The 21,555-nt window shown below is 31.6% G+C and carries 19 protein-coding genes; 11 read left to right on the forward strand and 8 right to left on the reverse strand.

Annotated elements, in window-relative coordinates; translation table 11 throughout:
* Window positions 1–7: 7 nt before the first annotated feature.
* Together KW502_RS02800 and KW502_RS02805 are read left to right on the forward strand one after the other, a co-directional pair.
* A complete protein-coding gene (locus KW502_RS02800; RefSeq protein ID WP_219039011.1) occupies window positions 8–2,254 on the forward strand; it encodes an FUSC family protein in 2,247 nt (748 codons plus the stop codon).
* Window positions 2,238–3,140, forward strand: coding sequence for a hypothetical protein (locus tag KW502_RS02805; RefSeq protein ID WP_219039012.1), 903 nt, complete (start codon window positions 2,238–2,240; stop codon window positions 3,138–3,140). The genes KW502_RS02800 and KW502_RS02805 overlap by 17 nt, the downstream gene beginning before the upstream one ends.
* Before the next feature lie 26 nt (window positions 3,141–3,166).
* Here KW502_RS02805 and KW502_RS02810 read toward each other — a convergent pair whose 3' ends face one another.
* Window positions 3,167–5,440: a transglycosylase domain-containing protein gene (locus KW502_RS02810; RefSeq protein WP_255553991.1), complete on the reverse strand. Its 2,274-nt coding sequence runs from the start codon at window positions 5,438–5,440 to the stop codon at window positions 3,167–3,169.
* A gap of 42 nt (window positions 5,441–5,482) precedes the next feature.
* Entirely contained in the window at window positions 5,483–6,253 is a 771-nt protein-coding gene (locus KW502_RS02815; protein ID WP_219039014.1) for a DUF1206 domain-containing protein, read from the reverse strand.
* 179 nt (window positions 6,254–6,432) lie between these two features.
* Here KW502_RS02815 and KW502_RS02820 point away from each other — a divergent pair, with 179 nt between their 5' ends.
* Window positions 6,433–7,158, forward strand: coding sequence for an SDR family oxidoreductase (locus tag KW502_RS02820; RefSeq protein ID WP_219039015.1), 726 nt, complete (start codon window positions 6,433–6,435; stop codon window positions 7,156–7,158).
* Window positions 7,159–7,160: 2 nt separating this feature from the next.
* Complete coding sequence (locus tag KW502_RS02825) at window positions 7,161–8,111, forward strand: aldo/keto reductase (RefSeq protein WP_219039016.1); 951 nt, start codon at window positions 7,161–7,163, stop codon at window positions 8,109–8,111.
* A 46-nt stretch (window positions 8,112–8,157) separates the two neighbouring features.
* On the opposite strand, the gene KW502_RS02830 is transcribed toward KW502_RS02825, so the two are convergent.
* The 4 genes from KW502_RS02830 to KW502_RS02845 all read right to left on the reverse strand — a co-directional run bounded on the left by KW502_RS02830 (window position 8,158) and on the right by KW502_RS02845 (window position 12,420).
* Complete coding sequence (locus tag KW502_RS02830) at window positions 8,158–9,024, reverse strand: sigma-70 family RNA polymerase sigma factor (protein WP_219039017.1); 867 nt, start codon at window positions 9,022–9,024, stop codon at window positions 8,158–8,160.
* Between the two features lie 156 nt (window positions 9,025–9,180).
* Window positions 9,181–9,609, reverse strand: a complete 429-nt coding sequence (locus KW502_RS02835) for an FKBP-type peptidyl-prolyl cis-trans isomerase (RefSeq protein ID WP_219039018.1) — start codon at window positions 9,607–9,609, stop codon at window positions 9,181–9,183.
* Between the two features lie 246 nt (window positions 9,610–9,855).
* Entirely contained in the window at window positions 9,856–11,967 is a 2,112-nt protein-coding gene (gene recQ / locus KW502_RS02840; RefSeq protein ID WP_219039019.1) for a DNA helicase RecQ, read from the reverse strand.
* A 180-nt stretch (window positions 11,968–12,147) separates the two neighbouring features.
* The gene (locus KW502_RS02845) at window positions 12,148–12,420 is read right to left on the reverse strand and encodes a hypothetical protein (protein WP_219039020.1); all 273 of its coding nucleotides are present in this window, start codon (window positions 12,418–12,420) and stop codon (window positions 12,148–12,150) included.
* Window positions 12,421–12,573: 153 nt separating this feature from the next.
* Between KW502_RS02845 and KW502_RS02850 the strand changes: the two genes are divergently transcribed.
* The 3 genes from KW502_RS02850 (at window position 12,574) to KW502_RS02860 (ending at window position 15,244) form a co-directional block, all read left to right on the forward strand.
* Window positions 12,574–13,482 carry an alpha/beta hydrolase gene (locus KW502_RS02850; protein WP_219039021.1) on the forward strand — a complete coding sequence of 303 codons (909 nt, stop codon included), beginning with the start codon at window positions 12,574–12,576 and terminating at the stop codon, window positions 13,480–13,482.
* A 4-nt stretch (window positions 13,483–13,486) separates the two neighbouring features.
* The gene (locus KW502_RS02855; RefSeq protein ID WP_219039022.1) at window positions 13,487–14,059 is read left to right on the forward strand and encodes a Crp/Fnr family transcriptional regulator; all 573 of its coding nucleotides are present in this window, start codon (window positions 13,487–13,489) and stop codon (window positions 14,057–14,059) included.
* Window positions 14,060–14,134: 75 nt separating this feature from the next.
* On the forward strand, window positions 14,135–15,244 hold the full coding sequence (locus tag KW502_RS02860; RefSeq protein ID WP_219039023.1) for an alkene reductase: 1,110 nt from the start codon (window positions 14,135–14,137) through the stop codon (window positions 15,242–15,244).
* 727 nt (window positions 15,245–15,971) lie between these two features.
* On the opposite strand, the gene KW502_RS02865 is transcribed toward KW502_RS02860, so the two are convergent.
* Window positions 15,972–16,388, reverse strand: coding sequence for an SRPBCC domain-containing protein (locus KW502_RS02865; protein ID WP_219039024.1), 417 nt, complete (start codon window positions 16,386–16,388; stop codon window positions 15,972–15,974).
* A 183-nt stretch (window positions 16,389–16,571) separates the two neighbouring features.
* Between KW502_RS02865 and KW502_RS02870 the strand changes: the two genes are divergently transcribed.
* Window positions 16,572–17,927: a DEAD/DEAH box helicase gene (locus KW502_RS02870; protein ID WP_219039025.1), complete on the forward strand. Its 1,356-nt coding sequence runs from the start codon at window positions 16,572–16,574 to the stop codon at window positions 17,925–17,927.
* A gap of 231 nt (window positions 17,928–18,158) precedes the next feature.
* Window positions 18,159–18,350: a cold-shock protein gene (locus tag KW502_RS02875; protein WP_219039026.1), complete on the forward strand. Its 192-nt coding sequence runs from the start codon at window positions 18,159–18,161 to the stop codon at window positions 18,348–18,350.
* A 330-nt stretch (window positions 18,351–18,680) separates the two neighbouring features.
* Here KW502_RS02875 and KW502_RS02880 read toward each other — a convergent pair whose 3' ends face one another.
* Window positions 18,681–19,346 carry a hypothetical protein gene (locus KW502_RS02880; RefSeq protein WP_219039027.1) on the reverse strand — a complete coding sequence of 222 codons (666 nt, stop codon included), beginning with the start codon at window positions 19,344–19,346 and terminating at the stop codon, window positions 18,681–18,683.
* 1,492 nt (window positions 19,347–20,838) lie between these two features.
* Here KW502_RS02880 and KW502_RS02885 point away from each other — a divergent pair.
* Both KW502_RS02885 and KW502_RS02890 read left to right on the forward strand, forming a co-directional pair.
* Window positions 20,839–21,093, forward strand: coding sequence for a DUF6364 family protein (locus KW502_RS02885; RefSeq protein ID WP_219039028.1), 255 nt, complete (start codon window positions 20,839–20,841; stop codon window positions 21,091–21,093).
* Window positions 21,093–21,521, forward strand: coding sequence for a type II toxin-antitoxin system VapC family toxin (locus KW502_RS02890; RefSeq protein ID WP_219039029.1), 429 nt, complete (start codon window positions 21,093–21,095; stop codon window positions 21,519–21,521). Before KW502_RS02885 ends, KW502_RS02890 begins: the two co-directional genes overlap by 1 nt.
* The last annotated feature ends 34 nt before the right edge of the window (window positions 21,522–21,555 follow it).

Below are 21,555 nucleotides of genomic sequence, written 5' to 3' on the forward strand. Positions count from 1 at the left end.
TTTATTAATGGATTTTCAAAGCCTTAAAATACACTTTCTAAGATACGTTTCTGGTACAGATTTCTCTAAGGCGGTAATTTTGGCGTTTGATATGGTTCTGAAAGTTTCTGTAGCTTACTATTTTGATGCCGTACCTATTGGTATTAGTTTAGCATTAGGTTCTTTTTTGGTGGCACCTAGTGATGTAGTTGGAAATTTAAAACACCGGCTTTTAGGGATGTTTAGCGCTTTGTTTTTAGGCGTGAGCATAACGCTACTATTAGCGTTTCTTAATTTTAATATTTGGCTTTCTTTACCCATATATTTTGTTATTATTTTCGGTATTGCTTATATATCTACCTATGGATTTAGGGCTTCATTAGTAACCTTTACGGGGCTTATCGCGTTTGTTTTGGCTTTTGCGAAATTGGGAGGAGATGATATTTTATTACACGTAACATTAATCACATTGGGAGGATTATGGTTTATTTTAATATCTAGTATTTATTGGTTACTACGACCAGAAAAACACCAAGAACTTTTATTAGGAGAAACAGCTCAGCTAACAAGTGAATTTCTGTCAATACGGTCTAAATTAGGTGATAAAGAAAATAGGGAGAATTGGTTAAAAGAACAATTTAATCTTCAAATAAAAATTAATGAACTTCATGAAAGTTTAAGGGAAAATTTAATAGGAAATAGAAAAAGTTCAGGAAAATCTAATTCATCTAGAAGAAAAATCTTAGTATTTATAGAACTGGTAGATATTCTAGAAATAAGTATTGCACACCCAGTAAATTTTGAAAAAGTAGATGAATTAAATAAAGAATATCCTGAAATGATTGAGGCAATAGAAAACTTGCTTCATCTTATGAGTAAAAGGCTAACCGAAATCTCAGAATTTTTTATAGATGGTAAAACCTTAAAAACTAATTCTGAAATTGTAAATAAACTAAATCATTTAGATCATTTAATTGAAACGTATAAAGAAACAGCACCTTATCCAGCATCAAGATCTATGGTGCTTTTAATGCGAAATTTATTGAGTTATGAATATAATAGACACGAAAAAATTCAATCTATAGAAAGAATTTTAGGAGCTATAAATGATAGAAATAAGGTTAGCTTAGGTCATAAAAAAATAGAACAATTTATAACCCCAACAGATTACTCATTTAGTATTTTAAAAGAGAATTTTAGTTTATCATCAACAATTTTTAGGCATAGTTTACGCTTAGCAATTGTTATGATTATTGGCATTTTGGTGGGTAACTTCTTTCATTTACAAAATTCTTATTGGATTTTGTTAACCATCGTGGTTATAATGCGTCCAAATTACGGATTAACCAAAGAGCGTTCAAAACACAGAATTATAGGTACATTAATTGGTGGTGCTATTGCATTAGGCATGGTTTTAATTATAGAAAACCCTTGGATATATGTTTGCTTTGGAGTACTAAGTTTAATTTTAGCTATTTCTATGCTGCAAAAAAACTATGTTGGTGCAGCTACCTTTATTACGTTAATGGTTGTATTTCTTTATACGTTAATTCAGCCCAACGCTGTTAATGTAATTCAGTATCGAATTATTGATACTGTAATTGGAGCGGTATTGGTTATTATAGGTAATAAATTTATTCTACCTGCTTGGGAGCATTTAGCTATTGAAAATACCATAGTTAATGCCATTGAAAAAAATATTGCTTACTTAAAAGAAATCGATAGTTATTACCATAACAAAGAAAAACTATCTAATTCTTACAAGCTTGCAAGAAAAGAAGCTTTCTTGGCTATAGGTAATTTAAGTGCAGCATTTCAGCGTACTTCTCAAGAGCCAAAATCTAACCAAAAACAATATCCTTCAATTTATAGGTATACGGTTTTAAATTATACCTTTTTATCATCTCTGGCTAGCTTGGGTACTTTTATTAGAACTCATAAAACTACAGAAGCATCTATTTATTTTGAGACCTATGTCAATCATATTTTAAAAAATCTAGAAGTAGCAATGGAAAAGCTTAATAAAAATGTAAAATTAGATTATGATGAAAAATTGAGTCTAGATGATGCAGAGAAGTTTTTACATACAGAAAATAAAAAACTACACACGATAAGAGATCAAGAAATTAAAGATGGTTATCGTGAAATTAGTTCAGACTTAAGAGTGAAAATGCAAGAAGTACAATTAATTTCAGAACAATTAAAATGGCTTCACCAAGTTTCTTTAAATTTGCGCAATATTAAGAATAAAGTAAGTTATGAAAGACTATTTTAAAAGTCCTCCCTTTTTTATAACCGTTGGTATTTTAGTTATGGTAGGTATTATTTATTACCTAGCAAAAGATAAATATTACATAGAATATACAGACACCAGCGAAATTAATATTGTCAATAATTGGCAGCTTCCTCGCGTATTAGAAGAAGTATCTGCTATTTGTTATTTAGATAAGCAAAGAGTGGCTTGTGTGCAAGATGAAGTAGGTGATATTTTTATTTATAATTTGATAAGTGAAAGAATTGAAAAGCGTATTAATTTTGCAGATAATGATGATTTTGAAGGTTTAGCTATAGATGGCGAAAAAGCTTTTGCACTTAGAAGTGATGGTACTATTTTCGAAGTTAAAAATATTAATGTAGAAAACCCAGAAGTCATTAAACACCAAACTTCTCTTTCTTTTAAGTACGACTTTGAAGGATTATGTTTAGATAAAAAGCACAATAGACTACTCATGGCAGCTAAAAGTTATGGGCCCAATAAAGCAGATCGCTTTAAACCAATTTTTGAGTTTAATTTAGTTAGTAAAAAATTAAACCCTAATCCTATTTATGAATTATCCTATGATAATCCTATTTTTAGAGATTTAGAAACGGCAGGAACGTCTAGAGTATTTAGAACTTCAGAGATTGGTATTCATCCCATTACTGGTGAAATCTACTTGTTAGATGGGGTGATTGGTAAATTACTTATTTTAGGAAAAGGTTGGAAAGCTAAAAAACTTTATATTTTTAATCCTTCAGATTTCCCTCAACCAGAAGGCTTAACATTCTCACCTCAGGGTAAAATGTTTATTTCTAATGAAGGAGAATGGAATCCTGCTAATATTTTAGAAGTTGAGTTATTAAAAACTAAAACAGCGCAAAAACAAGAGCCCATAAATTAAATCTAAAAAATGGATTATTCCTTTTTTTATTTTTCTTGTTTTCGTTTCAAGAAAGAGAAAATTCCTCCCTTTTTCTTTTTAGCTTTTTTAAATTGCTTTTCGTTTTTATCGCTTCCAAATAATTTTTTAAAGAAACCATTTTCTTTGGTAAGCTCACAGTCAAGATCTTTAATAATTCTGGGGTTGGTTTTTTCAAATTTAGCACGAGTAATAGCATTAAATTTTTCATCTTTATTTAACGCTTGCATAAACTCACCAAAGATAGGTAAAGCAGAATTTGCTCCTTGGCCAATTCTTGTGTTACTAAAACCAATGCGTTGGTCATCATTGCCTACCCAAGTAACAGTGACAAGTTTTGGAGTAATCCCTACAAACCACCCATCTTTATTATCTTGCGTGGTTCCGGTTTTGCCTGCAATGTTATTTGGTAAATGATATATATTTCTAAGTCTAGTTGCTGTCCCTTCATCGATGGTAGCTTTCATAAATTCTAACATCACTTGTCTTGTGTAATCACTAAAAACTTTCTCTTTCTTTTCTGAAGAAGCTTTATTTTCGTAAATTAATTTTCCATGTTTATCTTCAATTTTAGTAATAAAAAATGGAGTAGAGGGTTGGCTGTCATTAACAAAAGTTGTGTAGGCTTTAGTTAATTCTAACAAGCCTAAATTTTCTGTTCCTAAAGCAATAGATGGCACTTCTTCAATTTCGCTTTTGATACCCATTTGGTGAGCCATATCAATTACTTTTTTAATTCCTACTTCGTTAATCACTTTAACGGCAATTGTGTTTACAGAATTGCTTAATGCTTTCTTTAGGCTGTAATTTAAATCAGGATCGTTAAGACCTCCCGCGTTTTTAGGGGTCCAATTATTCATATCTGTATAAGTAACTTCTTTAACAGGAAAGTAAGTACATGGGTCCATCCCGTTCTCTATGGCAGCGGTATAGACAAAAGGCTTGAATGTAGAGCCAACTTGGCGCTTACTTTGACTCACGTGATCGTACTTAAAGTAGCGATAATCAATTCCGCCAATATAAGCTTTTACCGCTCCATTTTTAGGGTCTAAGGCTAACATTCCACTGTTTAAAAATTTCAAATAGTGTTGTAAACTATCTATAGTTGAAGCTTGAACGACTTTATTTTCTTTCCATTCAAATAACTCTATTTCTTTTTTTAAGCTTAAACTATCATGAATTTGGTCTTCGGTAAGTCCTGATTCTTTAAGTTGCTGGTAGCGTTTTAATTTTTTTAAATTACTTTCTAATATATTTTTTTGGGTAAGCCAAGGAGCATTTTTTCCATAAGCCTTCTCGTAGGTTTGCTGAAGGTTAGCCATGTGTTTTTGCATGGCTTTTTCTGCATATTTCTGCATGGTTAAGTCTAGTGTCGTGTAAACTTTTAAGCCATCTCTATAAATATTATAATCAGAACCGTCAGGTTTTTGATATTTATTAGCTTTTAAAAGTTTTTCTGTTTTCTTTTTAACGACTTCTCTAAAGTAAGGAGCTACCCCTTGATTAGGCGCATAATATTGATAATCTAATTTAATTTTAGAATGCGTAGCATTTGCAGCTTGGGTTTGGTTAATATAATTATAACGTACCATTTGTTGTATCACCACATCACGACGCAATTGGCTGCGTTCAGGAAATAATCTAGGATTATAGCTATGATTAGCTTTTAAAGAACCGACAAGCGTAGCTGCTTCTGGTAAACTTAGCTCTGAAGTGTGCTTATTGAAAAACTTTAGTGAGGCACTCTCTATACCATAAGTATTGTCACTAAAAGGAACAGTGTTAAAATACATGGTTATAATCTCTTTTTTAGAATAAAGTTCTTCCATGCGTTTGGCCACAATACTTTCTCGAATTTTATTCACTACGATCCCAAGTTGACCGTAATTATTTCTTCCGAATAGGTTTTTAGCTAACTGTAGTGTAATGGTACTTCCTCCTCCAGAAGAATCATCAGAGAGTAAAATGGTTTTAAAAAAAACTCGTAATAAACTTTTATTATCTACGCCATCATGTTCATAAAAACGTGCATCTTCTGTAGCAATTAATGCGTCAATTAAAGATTGAGGTAAATCATTGTAATGAACACTTTGTCTGTCAAATACGTAAAATTTACCAATAAGACGATTTTCATTATCTAAGATTTGAGTAGCTTGACTTTGCTTTAATTCACTCAACTCTTTTTTGGTAGGAAGTTTACCCCAAAATCCAAAATAAATACTGGCATAAAAACCAGCAAAAGCTATGACTAAAAAAAAGAATAAATAGATAATTGCTTTCATCCATTTATTCTTAAAAATCTTTTTCAACATAAATTCTAATAGTTAATCATCAAATCTTTTATACTTCGACAAAAGAAGCACAAAAATACCATAACTTGCTAATCCGGCAGCTACTAAACCCATTAAAATTGTGCCATAACTCGATTCTTGTAAAAAAGAAAATGCTTCTTTCGTTCCTTTAATTTCATTGTTACCAGAATACAGTCCTGCTTTTAAAAAGAAAAAGGCAACAATACCAATAACTATAGCCCTAGCATAGTAACCTAAGTACCCAGCATATTTAGCTAGCTTATGAAACTTAAGATCGTCAATAGAGAATTCTTTTAAAAATTTTTTATCTACTGCTTTTTTAAAGTGAAAAATAGCTTTTCCAGCCATAGCGAGTCCAATAATGATAAAAGCAATAGTTATAGTAGTGGGTCCAAACTTATCTACATAATTTTGGCTACCTGATCCTCCAGAGCTAAAAAATACTTTTTTAATAGCAATTCCTGCTATTACTAAATAAATTATTGCACTTACTGCAAAACCAATACGCTTAATTACTCCTTTAGCATCATTGCCGTTATCTTCTGGGTCGTTAAAACTCTGAATAAACCTCCAAATGGAATAGGAAATAAGCCCTAAAGCTAAAATTACTAAGAGAACGTTACCTAAAGGTTGTTTCTGTAAAAAATCTAATACTCTAAATTTTCCAGACATCGCGCCTCCCATGTTCAAAGCAGCGAGTAATGTGAGTATTCCTGAAATTAAATAAATAAGACCTTTGGCTGCCAAACCAAATTTGGCAATTTTTTTAGTAGAGCTTTTCATTTTCAAATGATTAGTTGTTGAATTTGACAATTTACAAGACATCTAGTGAAGAATGAATTGAATTGATAGAAGTTTAACAATGATTTTTCAAACGTTAAAATCTTCCAAAACCCCTCTACTTGTTCTAAATTCTATTTTATCTATAATATCTTTATACAAGAAAAATAAATATTAAGCATATGAATAAATTAAAAAATAAAGCAGCTTTTATTACCGGCGGCAGCAAAGGAATAGGTTTTGGTATAGCTCAGGCATTAATTAATGAAGGTATAGATGTAGCCATTACCAGTAGATCGTTAAAAACTGCTCAAGATGCTGCAGAAAAACTATCTACTAATCAAGCTAAAGCCATAGGATTAAAAGCTGATGTAAGAAATTTAATAGATCAACAAGAAGCGGTTAAAAAAGCGGTAGCTGAATTTGGACAATTAGACTATGTAATTGCTAATGCAGGTTTAGGTCATTTTGGTAGTATAGAAGAGCTTACCGATAAGCAATGGAGAGAGACTATTGACACTAATTTATCTGGTGTTTTTTACACTATTAAATCGTCTTTAAGTGAATTAAAAAAATCTGAAGGTTATTTTATTACCATTTCTAGTTTAGCGGGTACTAATTTCTTTGCAGGAGGTTCTGCTTATAATGCAAGTAAATTTGGTTTAACTGGGTTTACACAATCGGTGATGTTGGATCTAAGAAATGATGGGATAAGCGTTTCTACCATCATGCCAGGTTCTGTTTCTACACATTTTAACGGTAACAACCCAGAAGAAAAGAAAGAAGATGAAGCTTGGAAAATTCAGATTGAAGACATAGGAGAGTTGGTGGTAGACCTTTTTAAAATGAATAAAAGAACGCTTCCTAGTAAGATAGAGATCCGACCTTCACAACCTTCAAAAAAATAAAAATGAAAACTAAAAAATTTGGAAACTCTAACTTAGAAACAAATCCTATTATTTTTGGAGGTAACGTTTTTGGGTGGACTTTAGATGAAAAAGAGTCATTTAAACTATTAGACGAATTATTTGAAAAAGGCTATCGAACTATCGATACTGCTGATGTTTATTCTCGTTGGGCAGAAGGAAACCAAGGGGGAGAGTCAGAAGCTATTTTAGGTAAATGGATGAAAGAACGTGGTGTTCGTGATCAGATAAGTTTACATACCAAAGTAGGCGCAGATATGGGACAAGGGCATAACGATATCTCTAAATCTTATATTTTAAAAGCAGCAGAAGATTCTTTAAACAGATTACAGACAGATTACATAGATTTGTATTACACCCACTGGGATGACAATAAAACTCCAGTAGAAGAAACATTAGCAGCATATCAAAAACTTATAAACGACGGTAAAGTAAACCATATTGGAGCTTCTAATTTATCTCCTAAACGTTTAAAAGAATCTTTAAAAGCTGCAGAAGAGCAATCTTTACCTAAGTATGAAGTTTTTCAGCAGCAATATAATTTAGTAGAAAGAAATGATTTTGAAGGAGCTATACATGATATTTGTGTAGAAAATGGAGTAGGGGTTTCAACCTATTTTTCATTAGCAAGTGGTTTTCTTACTGGGAAATATAGAAAAGAAGAAGATTTTCAAGGCAAAGAACGAAAGGGTTTTGTTGAAAAATATTTAAACAGGCAAGGCTTAGAAATTTTAGATACTCTAGATAAAATTTCAGAAACTCACCAAGTAAGTAACGCTGCGGTAGCTTTAGCTTGGCTGATGCATAGACCTGGAGTCACTGCGCCTATCGCGAGTGCTACAAAATCATCTCAATTACAAGCTTTTGATGAAGCTTTAAATTTAAATCTTTCTGATGAAGAAATGAGTAAACTTAACGAAGTGAGTAAAAAGTAAACATAAAAAAAGCGTGATTTTTAAATCACGCTTTTTTTATAAATTATTATCCTAAATATTTTTTAAGCATTTTATTTTTAGACTGATGCTTTAAGCGTCTAATTCCTTTTTCTCTAATTTGTCTTACGCGCTCTCTACTTAGATCAAAAGTATCTCCAATTTCTTGAAGTGTCATCGCAGGCTGATTGCCAATTCCATAATTTAAACGAATAACATCTGCCTCTCGTGTAGAAAGTGTATCCAGAGCTCTGTTAATCTCGATGCTTAATGAATCTCTCATTAGCATATCGTCAGGATTTGGTGATTCACCAGAACTTAATACATCATACAGGTTAGAATCATTTTCTCCTTCTTTAAATGGAGCATCCATCGATAAATGTCTACCAGAATTTTTCATGGCTGTTTTTACCTGAGAGATAGACATATCTAATTCTTTTGCTACTTCTGGAGCAGAAGGTGGTCGTTCTAAAGATTGTTCTAAGTGAGAATAAGCTTTATTTATTTTATTAATGACCCCAATTTTATTAAGCGGTAACCTTACTACTCTAGATTGTTCTGCTAAAGCTTGTAAAATAGATTGTCTAATCCACCAAACCGCATAAGAAATAAACTTAAAACCACGAGTTTCGTCAAAACGTTTCGCAGCTTTTACCAATCCAACGTTACCTTCGTTAATTAAATCAGGTAATTTTAACCCTTGATTTTGATATTGTTTAGCAACAGAAACCACAAATCTAAGATTTGCATTTGTTAATTTTTCAAGAGCACGTTGATCGCCCTCTCTAATTCGCTGAGCCAACTCTACTTCTTCATCTGCAGTTATTAAATCTACTTTACTAATATCTTGTAAATATTTGTCTAAAGATTTAGATTCTCTATTGGTAACCTGCTTGGTAATTTTAAGTTGTCTCATGCTTATACGAATTTATAATTGATATACTTTAACATTATAAGTAAATTTAGGCTTAATACCAAATATTTCATATAGATAAAACTTATAGTGTTATAAACAAAAAAATCACAGATGAGTTACCCATCTGTGATTATATGTGAAAATTTTTAGATGAAATTATTTAATTTCTACTACTTCAACATCAAAAATTAAATCTTTTCCTGCAAGTGGGTGATTAGCATCAATAACTATAGACTCATCTTTAACTTCAGCTACCCTAAGTTGACGCTCAGAACCATCAGGGTTTTTAGCTACTAATCCCATTCCTACTTCTGGAGTAATTTCTTGTGGAAGTTGATCTTTAGGAACTTCTTGAAAAAGTTCTTCTTGAACTTCTCCGTAAGCTTCAGTCTGAGGAATTTCAATAGTTTTCTTATCGTTTACTTTCATATCAATAAGTCCTTTTTCAAGTCCTGGGATAATTTGACCGCCTCCAATCGTGAATTCAATAGGCTCTCTTTCTAAAGAACTATCAAAAACTTGACCGTCTTCAAGTTTACCGGTATAGTGAATTTTTACTGTGTCATTCTCTTTTACTAGACTCATAAATTTGCTTTTCAATTTTAATAAACTGAAAACTAACTATATAGAAAGTTTTCTTAAGTTGCAAAATTACAAATATGTATTTGGACAGCCATAGAGAATTGAATGAAATACACCGCATTAAGAAAAACTTAACAATAATGCTAAATTTTAAAACTCAATGTAACCTAGTTAGAAGAAATAAATTAAGATATGATTAATAATGGTTTAATACTATTATAGTTAAATTTATGTATTGTAGTAAAATTATTAGTTGTCTTTTTCAATAGCGCTTAAAGCTAGTCTTATTTCGTGATAAGAAATTTTTTCTTCAAAATGTTCAAAATAAGGTTTTAGGCCTTCTGGGTAGTCTAAGTACTTTTGGGCTTTCTCTATTTTTTTTATGGTTTTTTTTTCAATAAAATCATAAACGTTAATACCTTTATTTTCGGTATATAATTTCGCAATATGCGAGTAAATGGTGGTTGGAGATAGGTTTCTTTTTTCAGCAATTTCTTCAATATTTAGCCCTTGCTTATATAGGTCTAAGGTTACTTTATGTGTATTCGCTTTTTTCTTTTTTGTTTGGTTAAAATTTTTAATTTCTTCCATAAATTGGTCACCATAAACTTCTAGTTTTCGCTCTCCAACACCGCTAATTTTCAAGAAATCTTCATCTGTTAATGGTCTTTCGCGTTCAATCTCTTTAAGCGTTGCATCATTAAATACTAAATAAGCAGGAATATTTTCTTTTTGAGAAATTTGATAACGTAATTGCTTTAGTTTATCAAACAAAGTTTCTTTTTTGTTTTTCCTTTCTTTAACCGAAGTTTTACCAGATTTTTTAGTCTGATCTTTGATGTTGGTAGGTTTGGTGAGTAGTACTTTATTTTTTTCAAACAACACCTTTTTAGCAACCTCTGTTAGCTGAAGTGCGTTTTGTTTATGAAAAGCAATCTCACAATAACCTTGATTAATAAGCTGTGTTAAATAATGTTGCCAATCTCTCCAAGTGGTTTCTTTTCCAGCGCCATAAGTTTTAATTTGCTGATAATTTTTAGCTAGTATACTGGCATTTTGAGCGCCCCGTAAAACATCAATGACAATTCCAGAGGGTTCACTGTTTTTAAGCCTGGCGATGCAAGAAAGTAATTTTTGAGCAAAAATGGTTCCATCAAAAAATCGAGGTGGATTCTCACAAACATCACAGTTTCCGCAATTTTCCTCTAAATATTCTCCAAAATAACCTAGCAAAATTTTTCTACGACAATCTGTTGCTTCCGCAAATTCTTTCATGCGGTCTAGCTTTGCATTTTGCAAATCTTCGTTAGTGGCCCCCTCGGTAAACCTTCGGAGCTGAATCACATCTGCATAGGTATGAAATAGCAAAGCGTTTGACGTTAAACCATCTCGCCCAGCTCGACCAATTTCTTGGTAATAACCTTCAATGTTTTTAGGCATATTATAGTGAATAACATACCTTACATTAGATTTATCGATTCCCATTCCAAAGGCAACTGTAGCGCAAACTACTTTTGTTTTATCGAAAATAAAATCTTCTTGAACTTGAGACCGTTCATCAAAACTTAATCCTGCGTGATAAGCGGTTGCTTTAATTCCTTTAGCCTTAAGTTTTGCGGCTATAGTTTCAGTTCCTTTTCTACTTAAACAATAAATAATTCCAGATTCATCAGTTCTTTTCCCTACAAAATCTAGAATTTGAGTGACTCTATTTTCTGCTGGCCTTACTTCTAAATGAATGTTTTTTCTATCAAAAGAACTTAGGTATTGCTTAGCGTGCGAAACATTTAACTGGTTTAAAATATCTTGTCGTGTGGCTTTATCTGCCGTAGCGGTTAAAGCAATAATTGGAATTTCTGGTAACGAGCGCTTTAAAAAACCCAATTGCTGATAACTGGGCCTAAAATCATGTCCCCAAGAAGATATACAATGTGCTTCATCAATAGCTACGCAGCTGATGTATTTTTCTTTTAAAATATCATTTAATGAAGCAAGACTTTCTGGAGCTACATAGAGTAATTTTAGTTTTTTGTGGACTACTTTATCTATAATTTCTTGTTGTTGAAGCTGATCTTGACTACTATTGAAATAATCGGCTTCAATTCCGTTTGCATTTAAACCATCTACTTGATCTTTCATTAAAGCAATTAGTGGCGAAATTACCAAGGTAATTCCATCTAGTAATAAGGCAGGTAGTTGGTAGCAGATAGATTTTCCGCCGCCAGTAGGCATAATAACTAAGGTGTCGTTACCCTCTAAAACATTGGTGATAATTTCTTCTTGTTGGGGTCTAAATTTATCGTAACCAAAATATTTTTTTAAAGTAGGGAAGAGGTATTCGTTTTGAATTATTTTAGTCATAGACAAGAAAAATTAGAACTAACAAAATTAGTTAAAATGAAAATAGTTAAAAAACTTAATCATCATTTTACATAAAAATATATTATGCTAGCTATAAGTTTAATTTTGAATGCTATTATATTTATAGCAAAAAAAATACTGAAGTATGTTCAGTATTTTTTTTCATAACATAAGAAAAAATCACTTTGCGCTATGATCTTCTTCCAGATCATTATTATTTCCTCCTTGGCTATAAAAATCATTTTCTTCGTCTTTTAGTCCAATAGAGCCACGATTCTTTTTTGCGGGATTGCTCTCGGGTACATCTAAATCACTCGCAGTGAAGTCTAACTCTTTTTCTCTATTTGTTAAGTCTTCATCATCACCACCTGTTCGATGTATATTTTCTTGATTAAGCATTTCTTTTTCTTGGTTGGTAATTTCTGAATTATATTTATTTTCTTGCTTTTTCATTTTTTATTTTCAAGTTAAATGAATTGACTTTTATAGCCGAAATTTTTAACGTGAATTAACACCTTTTTTAAATGAATTTATAATTAGCTAAATTGAAGCCGATTTTATTTCATTTTAAAGAATGAAAGCTTATTTTGCTACAAATTATTGACGATGAATTTAAAAACAATTGGTATACTTTTAACCTTACTATCATTCAATATGTACGGTCAAGATTCAACTTTCAAAATTTGGGAAAACGTGCCTAATGCTATAAAAGTTAATTATGATGAAGAGGTAACCTACGAAAATGGTAAAGTGTGGAGCACAAGTAAAGTAACTGCCCCTACACTCACTGCCTTTATCGCAAAAGGAAATAGCTCAAAAACCGCAATATTAATCTGTCCTGGGGGTGGTTATACTCATTTAGCGATGGAAAAAGAAGGTTTTAAAGTTGCAGAGTGGTTAAATACCTTGGGGATTCATGCCTTTGTTCTAAAGTATAGAATGCCATCTTCAGCAAGTATGGAAAACCCTGCAGTGGGGCCTTTACAAGATGCTCAAAAAGCTTTGCGTCTAATTAAATCTAAAAATTTTGATGTAGAAATAGATCAGGTAGGTGTTATGGGTTTTTCTGCAGGCGGACATTTAGCTTCTACCTTGGCGACACATTACAATCAGCAGATTTATAAAGAAAAAAGTAACTATTCAGCAAAACCAGATTTTTCAGTTCTGATCTATCCGGTAATTTCAATGGAAAAAGGTATTACGCACCAAGGGTCTAAAACCAATTTATTAGGAGTGAATGCTCCACAAAATACAGTAGATTATTATTCAAATGAAAAACAAGTTGATGAAAATACACCTATATCATTTTTAGTTCATGCTACGAATGATACTTCGGTTCCCGTAGAAAATAGTATTAATTACTATTTGCAATTAAAGAAATATGGAGTTAGTGCAGAAATGCATCTTTATGAAGACGGAGGTCATGGATTTGGACTTGGTAAAGAAGGTACCAATACCAATTGGCCTAAAGCTTTACATAATTGGTTAAAAGTAAATCATTACATTCAAAAATAAAAAAATGATGTCTGCTATACTTCAACATGTATTAGAAATTATCGATTTATCACCCAAAGAGCAAGATGAATTTTTAAGTGTATTAAAAGAAAAAAAAGTTTCAAAAAAGTCTATGTTAATTAAACCGGGAGAGTTGGTTAATGAAGAATTTTATGTGCTTAAAGGTTGTTTGGTGGCCTATTATTTAGATGAGTTAGGCAATAAGCATATCATACAATTTGCGGTAGAAGATTGGTGGATTAGTGATTTTGAATCTTTCTTTAATGATGAACCTGCTAAGTTGTATATAGAAGCGCTAGAAGACTGCTCTTTATTAGCAATTAATAAAGAAGTTTTGGAAGAACTTTACAAACGTATTCCAGAATTTGAACGCTTTTTTAGAATAAAAACCACTAAAGCTTTTGTGGCTTTAAGAAGTAGAATACTTTCTACTTTACAAAAATCTGCCAAAGAACGCTACCTCGATTTTTGTAAAACTTATCCTGCTATAGAAAAGCGTTTGGCTAATTATCAGATAGCAAATTATCTTGGAGTACAACCTGAGAGTTTGAGCAGAATTAGAAAAGAATTAGTTTAACTATAGTTTAACGACTTAAATTAACGTATATCATTCGCGAATTTTGCTATTTATTCTAATTTTGTAGAAAAAAGAATGAGTGCAAATTCAGAACAAGCTTTACTAAAAGCTATAGATTTAAACGGATTAAGATTACCTAACAGAGTTGTTATGGCTCCTATGACTAGAAGTAGAGCAGACAATGAAGGAAATGTAGCTACTGCAGATTTGCAAGGAGAATATTACAGACAACGAGCTTCTGCAGGTTTGATTATTGCAGAAGGTTCTCAAATTTCAGAAGAAGCAGTTGGTTACATCAACACCCCAGGAATACACACCGAGGCTCAAGTAGAAGGATGGAAAGAAGTGACGAAAATGGTGCACGAAGCTGATGGAAGAATTTTTCTTCAACTTTGGCATGTAGGAAGAATGTCACACCCAGATTTTCATCAAGGAAAGAAGCCCTTAGCTCCTTCAGCTATTAATCCTGAAGCTAAATCTTTTACTTATGAAGGTTTTAAAGATACGGTGACACCTAAAGCGATGACTTTAGAAGATATTAAACGTACCATTCAAGATTATAAAATTGCAGCAAAAAATGCAATCAATGCTGGTTTTGATGGTGTAGAAATACATTCTTCTAACGGTTATCTTCTTCATCAGTTTTTTAATAAAACTTCAAATGTAAGGGAAGATGAATATGGCGGAAGCATGGAAAATAGAGCGAAAATTTTATTTGAGGTTTTAGATGAAATAAAAAAAGTAGTGCCCACAAATAAAATAGGAGTTCGTTTAAATCCTTCTTTACACGGAATTTTTGGAATGACGATGGATGAAGAAACCATCCCTACATTCGATTATATTGTTGAAAAGCTTAATGATTACAACTTGTCTTACTTACATTTATCAGAGCCTTTTAATGATGTGTCCGATGTTCCCTATGCGGTGAGTGAAATCGCAAAGCATTACCGTCCTTTATATAAGGGTAATTTAATGATTAATACGAATTTTGATCAAGAAAAAGGGAATAAAGTAATAGAAGATGAGTTAGCAGATTTAGTAGCTTTTGGAAAGCCTTATATCTCAAATCCAGATTTAGTAGAGCGTTTCGCTCAAGGGGTTGAACTTAGTGAGTGGGATCAAGACACTTTTTATGTACCTGGCAAAAAAGGTTATCTAGATTACAAAAAGAAAACAGATTCTTAATTAAAAATTCAATTTGAAAGAATAAAAAGCGAGTTTTATAACTCGTTTTTTTTTGTGTTAAACTGAAATTGTTATAAAAATAGACTATAAATTAATTTAAAACAATCTAAAAAATAATTGCATAAAAAATAATACTACAATTATTAATGCGGGAATTAACTGTAGGTAGTTTATGATTTGTTTCTGTAGGGTTAATTTACTTTTCATAATTTTTAATCTTGATAGTAGTTCGTAATAACTATAAAACAAAAATAAGTAAAAAAACCATTCGATTAATAAAATTATGTTATTTAATCCTTGATAAACACATTTAATCGGTTAATTTTGATTTAACACTAGATTAAATGCGTAAAAAATAGCTGTGCGTCTCAAATGAAAAAAGTTTTAATGGAATAAAATCCTTCAGAAATCATAAGGAACTTATGTTATTTATCAATAATTAATTATTAGAGATTAGAGATTAAATTTTAATGATAAACTCAAAGAAAAATCTAACAGATATTTTCAGAAAAAAACACTATGATAAGTTGGGTATTAATTTAGAGGTGCTGTTTTTGATTTTTTACCAATAGATAGAAGTGATGATTTAAAATTTAAGCATCAGGTCTCATTTTTAAAATAAAAAAGTGCTCAACCCCTTTAAAGATAAAGCACTTATATGCAGAAACATCAAATGTTCTAGAAAGAAACACTTGGAATATGTTAATATTACTAATTACTTATTTTACTATTTAAAATAAGCTTCAGTGTGTTTTTTAAAATTATCTAAAATAGTTTGCCAATCTTTTTCTTGATCTTCTAATGGAGCCTCTTCGTCAGCTTCAAAAGTTTGAGTAATGTATGTTTCATCACCTTCCACGTCAAAAAGAATATTTACTTTACGTCCGTCGTCTAAAAGGTAAACAATTTCCTCTTTAGGAATTACAATTTCATAAACTCCAGAAAATTCATAACTTTTACTTCCATCTTTGGCTTCCCTCTTAAATGAGAACTCGCCACTAGGTTCTAATTGTTGTATAACTTTAGAACATTTCCAATTAGGAGAGGTAAAATTCCATTGTTTAATGTGTTTTGGGTTTGTCCAGGATTCCCAAACCTGATGTACCGGTGTTAATAAAGAAGTTTCAACCGTAATCGTATCCATGATTGTTTTATAAAAGTTTTATGCTTTGATTTTCAAATATAAATTATAAAAATGAATTACCTAAAATTTTTGGAAGAACTATACTTTAAAAATTTAAAATTCGTTTTTTTTTTCTATTAAGGAAGCTTTCAGATTTTGTTATTGGTAAAAATATTAGTCTATTTTTGCAACAAATGAATGAACATGGAATTATTTGAAGATTTTAAAATAAATAGACAATTACAATACGCCATTGAAGATTTAGGGTTTAAAAAACCAACACCTATTCAGTCTAAATCTTTTCCTGTTATTATGAGCGGGAGAGATGTGGTAGGTATTGCGCAAACAGGTACAGGTAAAACTTTTGCCTATATGCTGCCTATTTTGCAAAATTTAAAATTTTCAAAACAAAAGCATCCGCGTGTTCTTATAATGGTGCCTACAAGAGAATTGGTAATTCAGGTAGAGCAGGAGATCTCAAAATTTGCTAAGTACTTAAACCTTAGAGTGGCAGCGGTTTATGGAGGAGTGAATATGAATACACATCATCAATTAGTAGCCCAAGGTTGTGATATAGTGGTAGCAACGCCAGGTAGATTATATGATTTAACCTTAAGTAGAGCGCTTCAACTAAAACAGATTAAACAATTAGTGATAGATGAAGTAGATGTGATGCTAGATTTAGGATTTAGATTTCAGCTTACCAATATTTTAGAAGTGCTTCCGCCTAAAAAACAAAATATTATGTTTTCGGCAACCATGACCGATGATGTAAAACTTTTTATTGATGATTTTTTTAAGACTCCAGAGAATATTTCGGTTGCGGTAAGCGGTACTCCTTTAGATAATATAGACCAAACATGTTATTCGGTTCCTAATTTTTACACCAAGGTTAACCTGCTTCAATATCTATTAAAAGATAAAAGTCTATTTCAAAAAGTATTGATATTTGTACCTAATAAAAAGAGTGCAGATTTAGTCTTTACCTTATTAGAAGAAAAATACACTAATGAAGTTGCGGTTATACACTCTAATAAAACACAAAATTACCGTATACGTTCTATAGAAAGCTTTAATAAAGAAGAAGTTCGCATATTAGTGACCAGTGACGTGATGTCTCGCGGGTTAGATTTATATAAAATTACCCATGTAATTAATTTTGATACGCCTTTATTTCCTGAAAATTATATGCATCGTATCGGAAGAACTGGTCGTGCAGAAGAGCAAGGAAGTTCTGTCTTATTATATACCGAAAAAGAAGAACCCGCAAAAGAAGCGATTGAGGAGTTGATGGATTATGAAATTACGAAATTAGAGCTTCCAACTGAAGTTGAAATTTCTAAAGAACTTACTCCAGAAGAAAGACCACAACATCGCGAGAAAGATTTTACCAAGCAAAAGAAAGATGAAGAAATTGGTGGCGCTGCCTTTCATGAAAAGAAAGAGAAGAACCAAAAAGAAAATTTGGGAGGCTCTTACCGTAGAAAAATACAAGAGAAATATAAAAAGCCAAAAACAAGAGGAGATAAAAATTATAATAAGCGAAATAAAAACAAATAATAGATCACTTTTTCCGTACAAGAAAGGCTAATCTGCTTTTTTATAGCAAATTAAAGTTGAAAAAAAACAAAAAATTCTACTAAAATCAGCTTTAAATGCATTTGTATCTATATAAATAACTAGCAATCAGTGAATTGTAATTATTTGAAAATAAATGAATTAAATGCCTTGAGAACCAATAATTAGTCTCATATTTACAATATTATAAATAACAATTTTAATTACATTACAATGAATAAAGGAACAGTAAAATTCTTCAATGACACTAAAGGTTTTGGATTTATCACTGAAGAAGGTGCAGACAAAGATCATTTTGTGCACATCTCTGGATTAATTGATGAAGTTCGTGAAGGTGACGAAGTAGAGTTTGATTTACAAGAAGGAAACAGAGGATTAAACGCAGTAAACGTAAAAGTTATCTAACATATACACGTTAAAAGGTTTATTAGTAAAGCCCATCTTTTTTAAGGTGGGCTTTTTGTATTATAATTTATAGAGTTATGGGTAATTTTATCTGGCTAAAAAAAGATTACTTTCTATTTTTTGAAGAATTATTAGATAAAGAAGAATAGTTACTGCATATTGGTTCAGTTTGATATAGAAAAGAAGATTATTTTATCTAAAATATTTATTAGTGAAAATAAAACTATCGTGATTATTACGCTACATGAAAATCTAAATAAAAAGCAAATTACCAGCTAGTGATAGAATTTTTTGTGTTTTTAAATAGTTACCTAAAAGTTTAGCTTACTATTATTCAGTCACAAAAATTTCTTCTTCTTTTAAGTCTTCAATAAATTCTTTAGTAAAAAGTTTTAAACCTTCGCTGACCAGGTAATCAGAGTCAAAAGCTTGCTTAATATCAATATTAATTTTCCAAATTAAATCTTCTTCTTCATTTTTTTCGCAAATACAATATAAATTAGAAGCTACTCGGTGTACGGTATAATCTTTAAAACCTTCTTCTGCAGAATATAATTCTTTATTTTTAGTTACATCTTCTTTAAAACTACCAAAAAATTCATTGTAATACCTAATAATTGCTGATTTTGAATCTTTACCAGTTTCTCCGATAACCTTAGTAATTAAAACCGAATCAAATTTTTGTTCCTCTAATTGATTAATATAGGGGAGCCAAGCTTCCATCGTTTGGGGAATAGTTTTCATATCGTCTTTAAAAAAAGACAAACTTCCTTCAGCATTAATTCCATTTTTCAGCAATGTCGCAGTAAGTTGTTGCTCAAAATGTTCTCGTATCGTTACATTATTTGTCATTCCTAATACTAAAACTTTGTGTAATTTTACATCTTCAGATGCTGGTTTTCGCCAATTACTTACTTGTTTAGTACTGGAACAAGAGATTATGATCAAAACTAATACAGTTAGGTTAAGAAAAGATAGTTGTCGAGGAATACGCATCGTTATAAAATTGAAATGTTAATTTTTCTACCAAAGTTAACCAATAAGCTTAAGAGGAACTGATAAAATAATTCTAATTTTCTCTTTAAATGGTTTTTTAACCACGGGATAATAGCTAGAGGGTGGAGGTGAGTATTGAGTGCAAAGTAAGATTGACCCTTCGACAAGCTCAGTGAGACATTGCTGAATACGAAGTTGAAGTTGAAACTGAAATTGAAAAAATATAGAATTGAAACGACATATCGAGTAAAGTATTGAAAATCAAGATAGCGGCGCAGGGAAAAAGATAAAAAGCTGTTTGACCGTAGGGGGTTCTTTTTATCTGTGGAGGAGGGTACCGTAGTATTTTCTTATACTTTTCTCGTCAGCCTAGATTTTTTGCGTCTTTTTCATCTATGAAAAATAAGGGAAGAGCCCTAGATAAAGTTGAAATTGAAAAACATCCATACCGTCTGTTGGGCAAACAGTTGGTGAGTTTTGAGAGATGGGAGATGAGATGAAAATAACCCTTCGACAGGCTCAGGGGTGACATTGCTGAAAATGAAAACTACTGCCTACTGCTCACACCTTTTACTCCCCAAGCAGTTGAAACTGACTTTTTTTCTGGTACAAAGTCCCTTATTTCCACCCATGCAAAGCTTAAGCTAAGCCATAGCTTCTTCGATACTCCTTCGAGATTTCCTTGAGTAAAGTACCGTATTTCCTAGAAAACACGAATAAAACTCGAAGAAGCTTCGAGCTACCTAGGAATTTGCTAGGGGAAATCCGAGGTTAAAATGGTGATTTTGGAGGTGTATGGAACAGAGGAATTTTAAGTGACTTTAAAGAGATTGAGCTTAATTGGTCACCGGAATCTTTTTATAGATCGATTATAAATGAGGAATAAGTATATTTAACTATAAACTTATGTTTAATGATAGCCAAAAATGGGTTTTTGTACCATAAGCTTATGGTATGATTATTTTTAAAATATTGATTTGCAATAATTTAGATTAATAACTAAGTAGTGATTTTTGTTGAACGAGAAGCTGAACTTGAAATCGAAAAATACTACTTACTTCCTCCTGCCAAATGAAGACTCAACTCTCATCACTAACCATTCACAAACTCAACTCCTTCTCGATACAATTTTATCCTCGCTATCGCTCGGCTAAAATCCCTCGAAGTGACTGGAGTAATGGTGAGTTTTTGAGTTGATGAGTAGTGATTATAGACAAGGATTAAAACTGAAGTTGAATTCGAAATTGATCAAGATTTCTCCTAGCGTCGAAATGACAGTGTGGAGTTTAGGTAGTAGGTTGTAGGAAATAGATAGTTGGGAGTATATTGTAGGAAGTGGAGAGTTAGCTTAGAGAACTTAGATCATAGCATATAGAACCTAGACTTGGAGAGCGGGTAGTTCGTGATTATTCACGTATCTTTGATAAATAATAAATACGTGTAAAAAAATCTTTTTATATTTGTAATTGAGTAAGCTCAAAACTATGCTGATATGAATACTAAATTAACATTGACGATTGAACAAGAAATCATCAAAAAGGCAAAAGAATATGCTAAAGATAAAAATCGTAGCTTATCAGATATTGTTGAAAATTACTTAAAAATCTTAACTGGAGCTGAGCAAAAAGAAAAAACAAAAAAGCTTCAACCTATGGTTAAGTCCTTAAAAGGTTCTTTTAAAATACCAACACCGGATATGGATTACAAAAAGGAACTTAAAAACAGGTTAGAAGAAAAATATTCTTAATGGATAAGGTACTGATTGATACCGACGTAATTTTAGATTTCTTTTACGATCGTGAACCTTTTGCAGAGTTTGCCACTCAACTTTTAAACCTCTGTGAAGCTGATAAAATAAAAGCATATACCACACCGGTAATCATCTGTAATGTTTATTATTTACTCAGAAAAAGCGCCAAGCACGAAATAATCATTGAAAAAATCAAACAGCTTTTAACGATCATCGAGATCATCGCTATGGATAAAGAAGTTGTCTATAGGGCACTGAATTCCGGTTTTAAAGATTTTGAAGATGCATTACAAAACTTTTCAGCTATAGAAAATGGACAAATAAAGCTGATCCTCACTAGAAACGTAAAAGACTATAAAAAAAGTAAATTAGCGGTGCTAACACCAGAAACTTATTTAAAAGGAAATTTCGGAAGTGAGCGATAAGATACTGCGAAGGTAGTTGGAAGCTGGGAGTTTG

Origin of the sequence: Mesonia aestuariivivens, assembly GCF_019311235.1 — a bacterium.
GTDB classification, from domain to species: Bacteria; Bacteroidota; Bacteroidia; order Flavobacteriales; family Flavobacteriaceae; genus Mesonia; species Mesonia aestuariivivens.

Bases quoted from the DNA above. Each gene is read 5' to 3' on its own strand.
- KW502_RS02800 (WP_219039011.1), top strand. From the start codon at position 8: ATGGATTTTCAAAGCCTTAAAATACACTTTCTAAGATACGTTTCTGGT.
- KW502_RS02805 (WP_219039012.1), top strand. From the start codon at position 2,238: ATGAAAGACTATTTTAAAAGTCCTCCCTTTTTTATAACCGTTGGTATT.
- KW502_RS02810 (WP_255553991.1), bottom strand. From the start codon at position 5,440: ATGAAAGCAATTATCTATTTATTCTTTTTTTTAGTCATAGCTTTTGCT.
- KW502_RS02815 (WP_219039014.1), bottom strand. From the start codon at position 6,253: ATGAAAAGCTCTACTAAAAAAATTGCCAAATTTGGTTTGGCAGCCAAA.
- KW502_RS02820 (WP_219039015.1), top strand. From the start codon at position 6,433: ATGAATAAATTAAAAAATAAAGCAGCTTTTATTACCGGCGGCAGCAAA.
- KW502_RS02825 (WP_219039016.1), top strand. From the start codon at position 7,161: ATGAAAACTAAAAAATTTGGAAACTCTAACTTAGAAACAAATCCTATT.
- KW502_RS02830 (WP_219039017.1), bottom strand. From the start codon at position 9,024: ATGAGACAACTTAAAATTACCAAGCAGGTTACCAATAGAGAATCTAAA.
- KW502_RS02835 (WP_219039018.1), bottom strand. From the start codon at position 9,609: ATGAGTCTAGTAAAAGAGAATGACACAGTAAAAATTCACTATACCGGT.
- recQ (WP_219039019.1), bottom strand. From the start codon at position 11,967: ATGACTAAAATAATTCAAAACGAATACCTCTTCCCTACTTTAAAAAAA.
- KW502_RS02845 (WP_219039020.1), bottom strand. From the start codon at position 12,420: ATGAAAAAGCAAGAAAATAAATATAATTCAGAAATTACCAACCAAGAA.
- KW502_RS02850 (WP_219039021.1), top strand. From the start codon at position 12,574: ATGAATTTAAAAACAATTGGTATACTTTTAACCTTACTATCATTCAAT.
- KW502_RS02855 (WP_219039022.1), top strand. From the start codon at position 13,487: ATGATGTCTGCTATACTTCAACATGTATTAGAAATTATCGATTTATCA.
- KW502_RS02860 (WP_219039023.1), top strand. From the start codon at position 14,135: ATGAGTGCAAATTCAGAACAAGCTTTACTAAAAGCTATAGATTTAAAC.
- KW502_RS02865 (WP_219039024.1), bottom strand. From the start codon at position 16,388: ATGGATACGATTACGGTTGAAACTTCTTTATTAACACCGGTACATCAG.
- KW502_RS02870 (WP_219039025.1), top strand. From the start codon at position 16,572: ATGGAATTATTTGAAGATTTTAAAATAAATAGACAATTACAATACGCC.
- KW502_RS02875 (WP_219039026.1), top strand. From the start codon at position 18,159: ATGAATAAAGGAACAGTAAAATTCTTCAATGACACTAAAGGTTTTGGA.
- KW502_RS02880 (WP_219039027.1), bottom strand. From the start codon at position 19,346: ATGCGTATTCCTCGACAACTATCTTTTCTTAACCTAACTGTATTAGTT.
- KW502_RS02885 (WP_219039028.1), top strand. From the start codon at position 20,839: ATGAATACTAAATTAACATTGACGATTGAACAAGAAATCATCAAAAAG.
- KW502_RS02890 (WP_219039029.1), top strand. From the start codon at position 21,093: ATGGATAAGGTACTGATTGATACCGACGTAATTTTAGATTTCTTTTAC.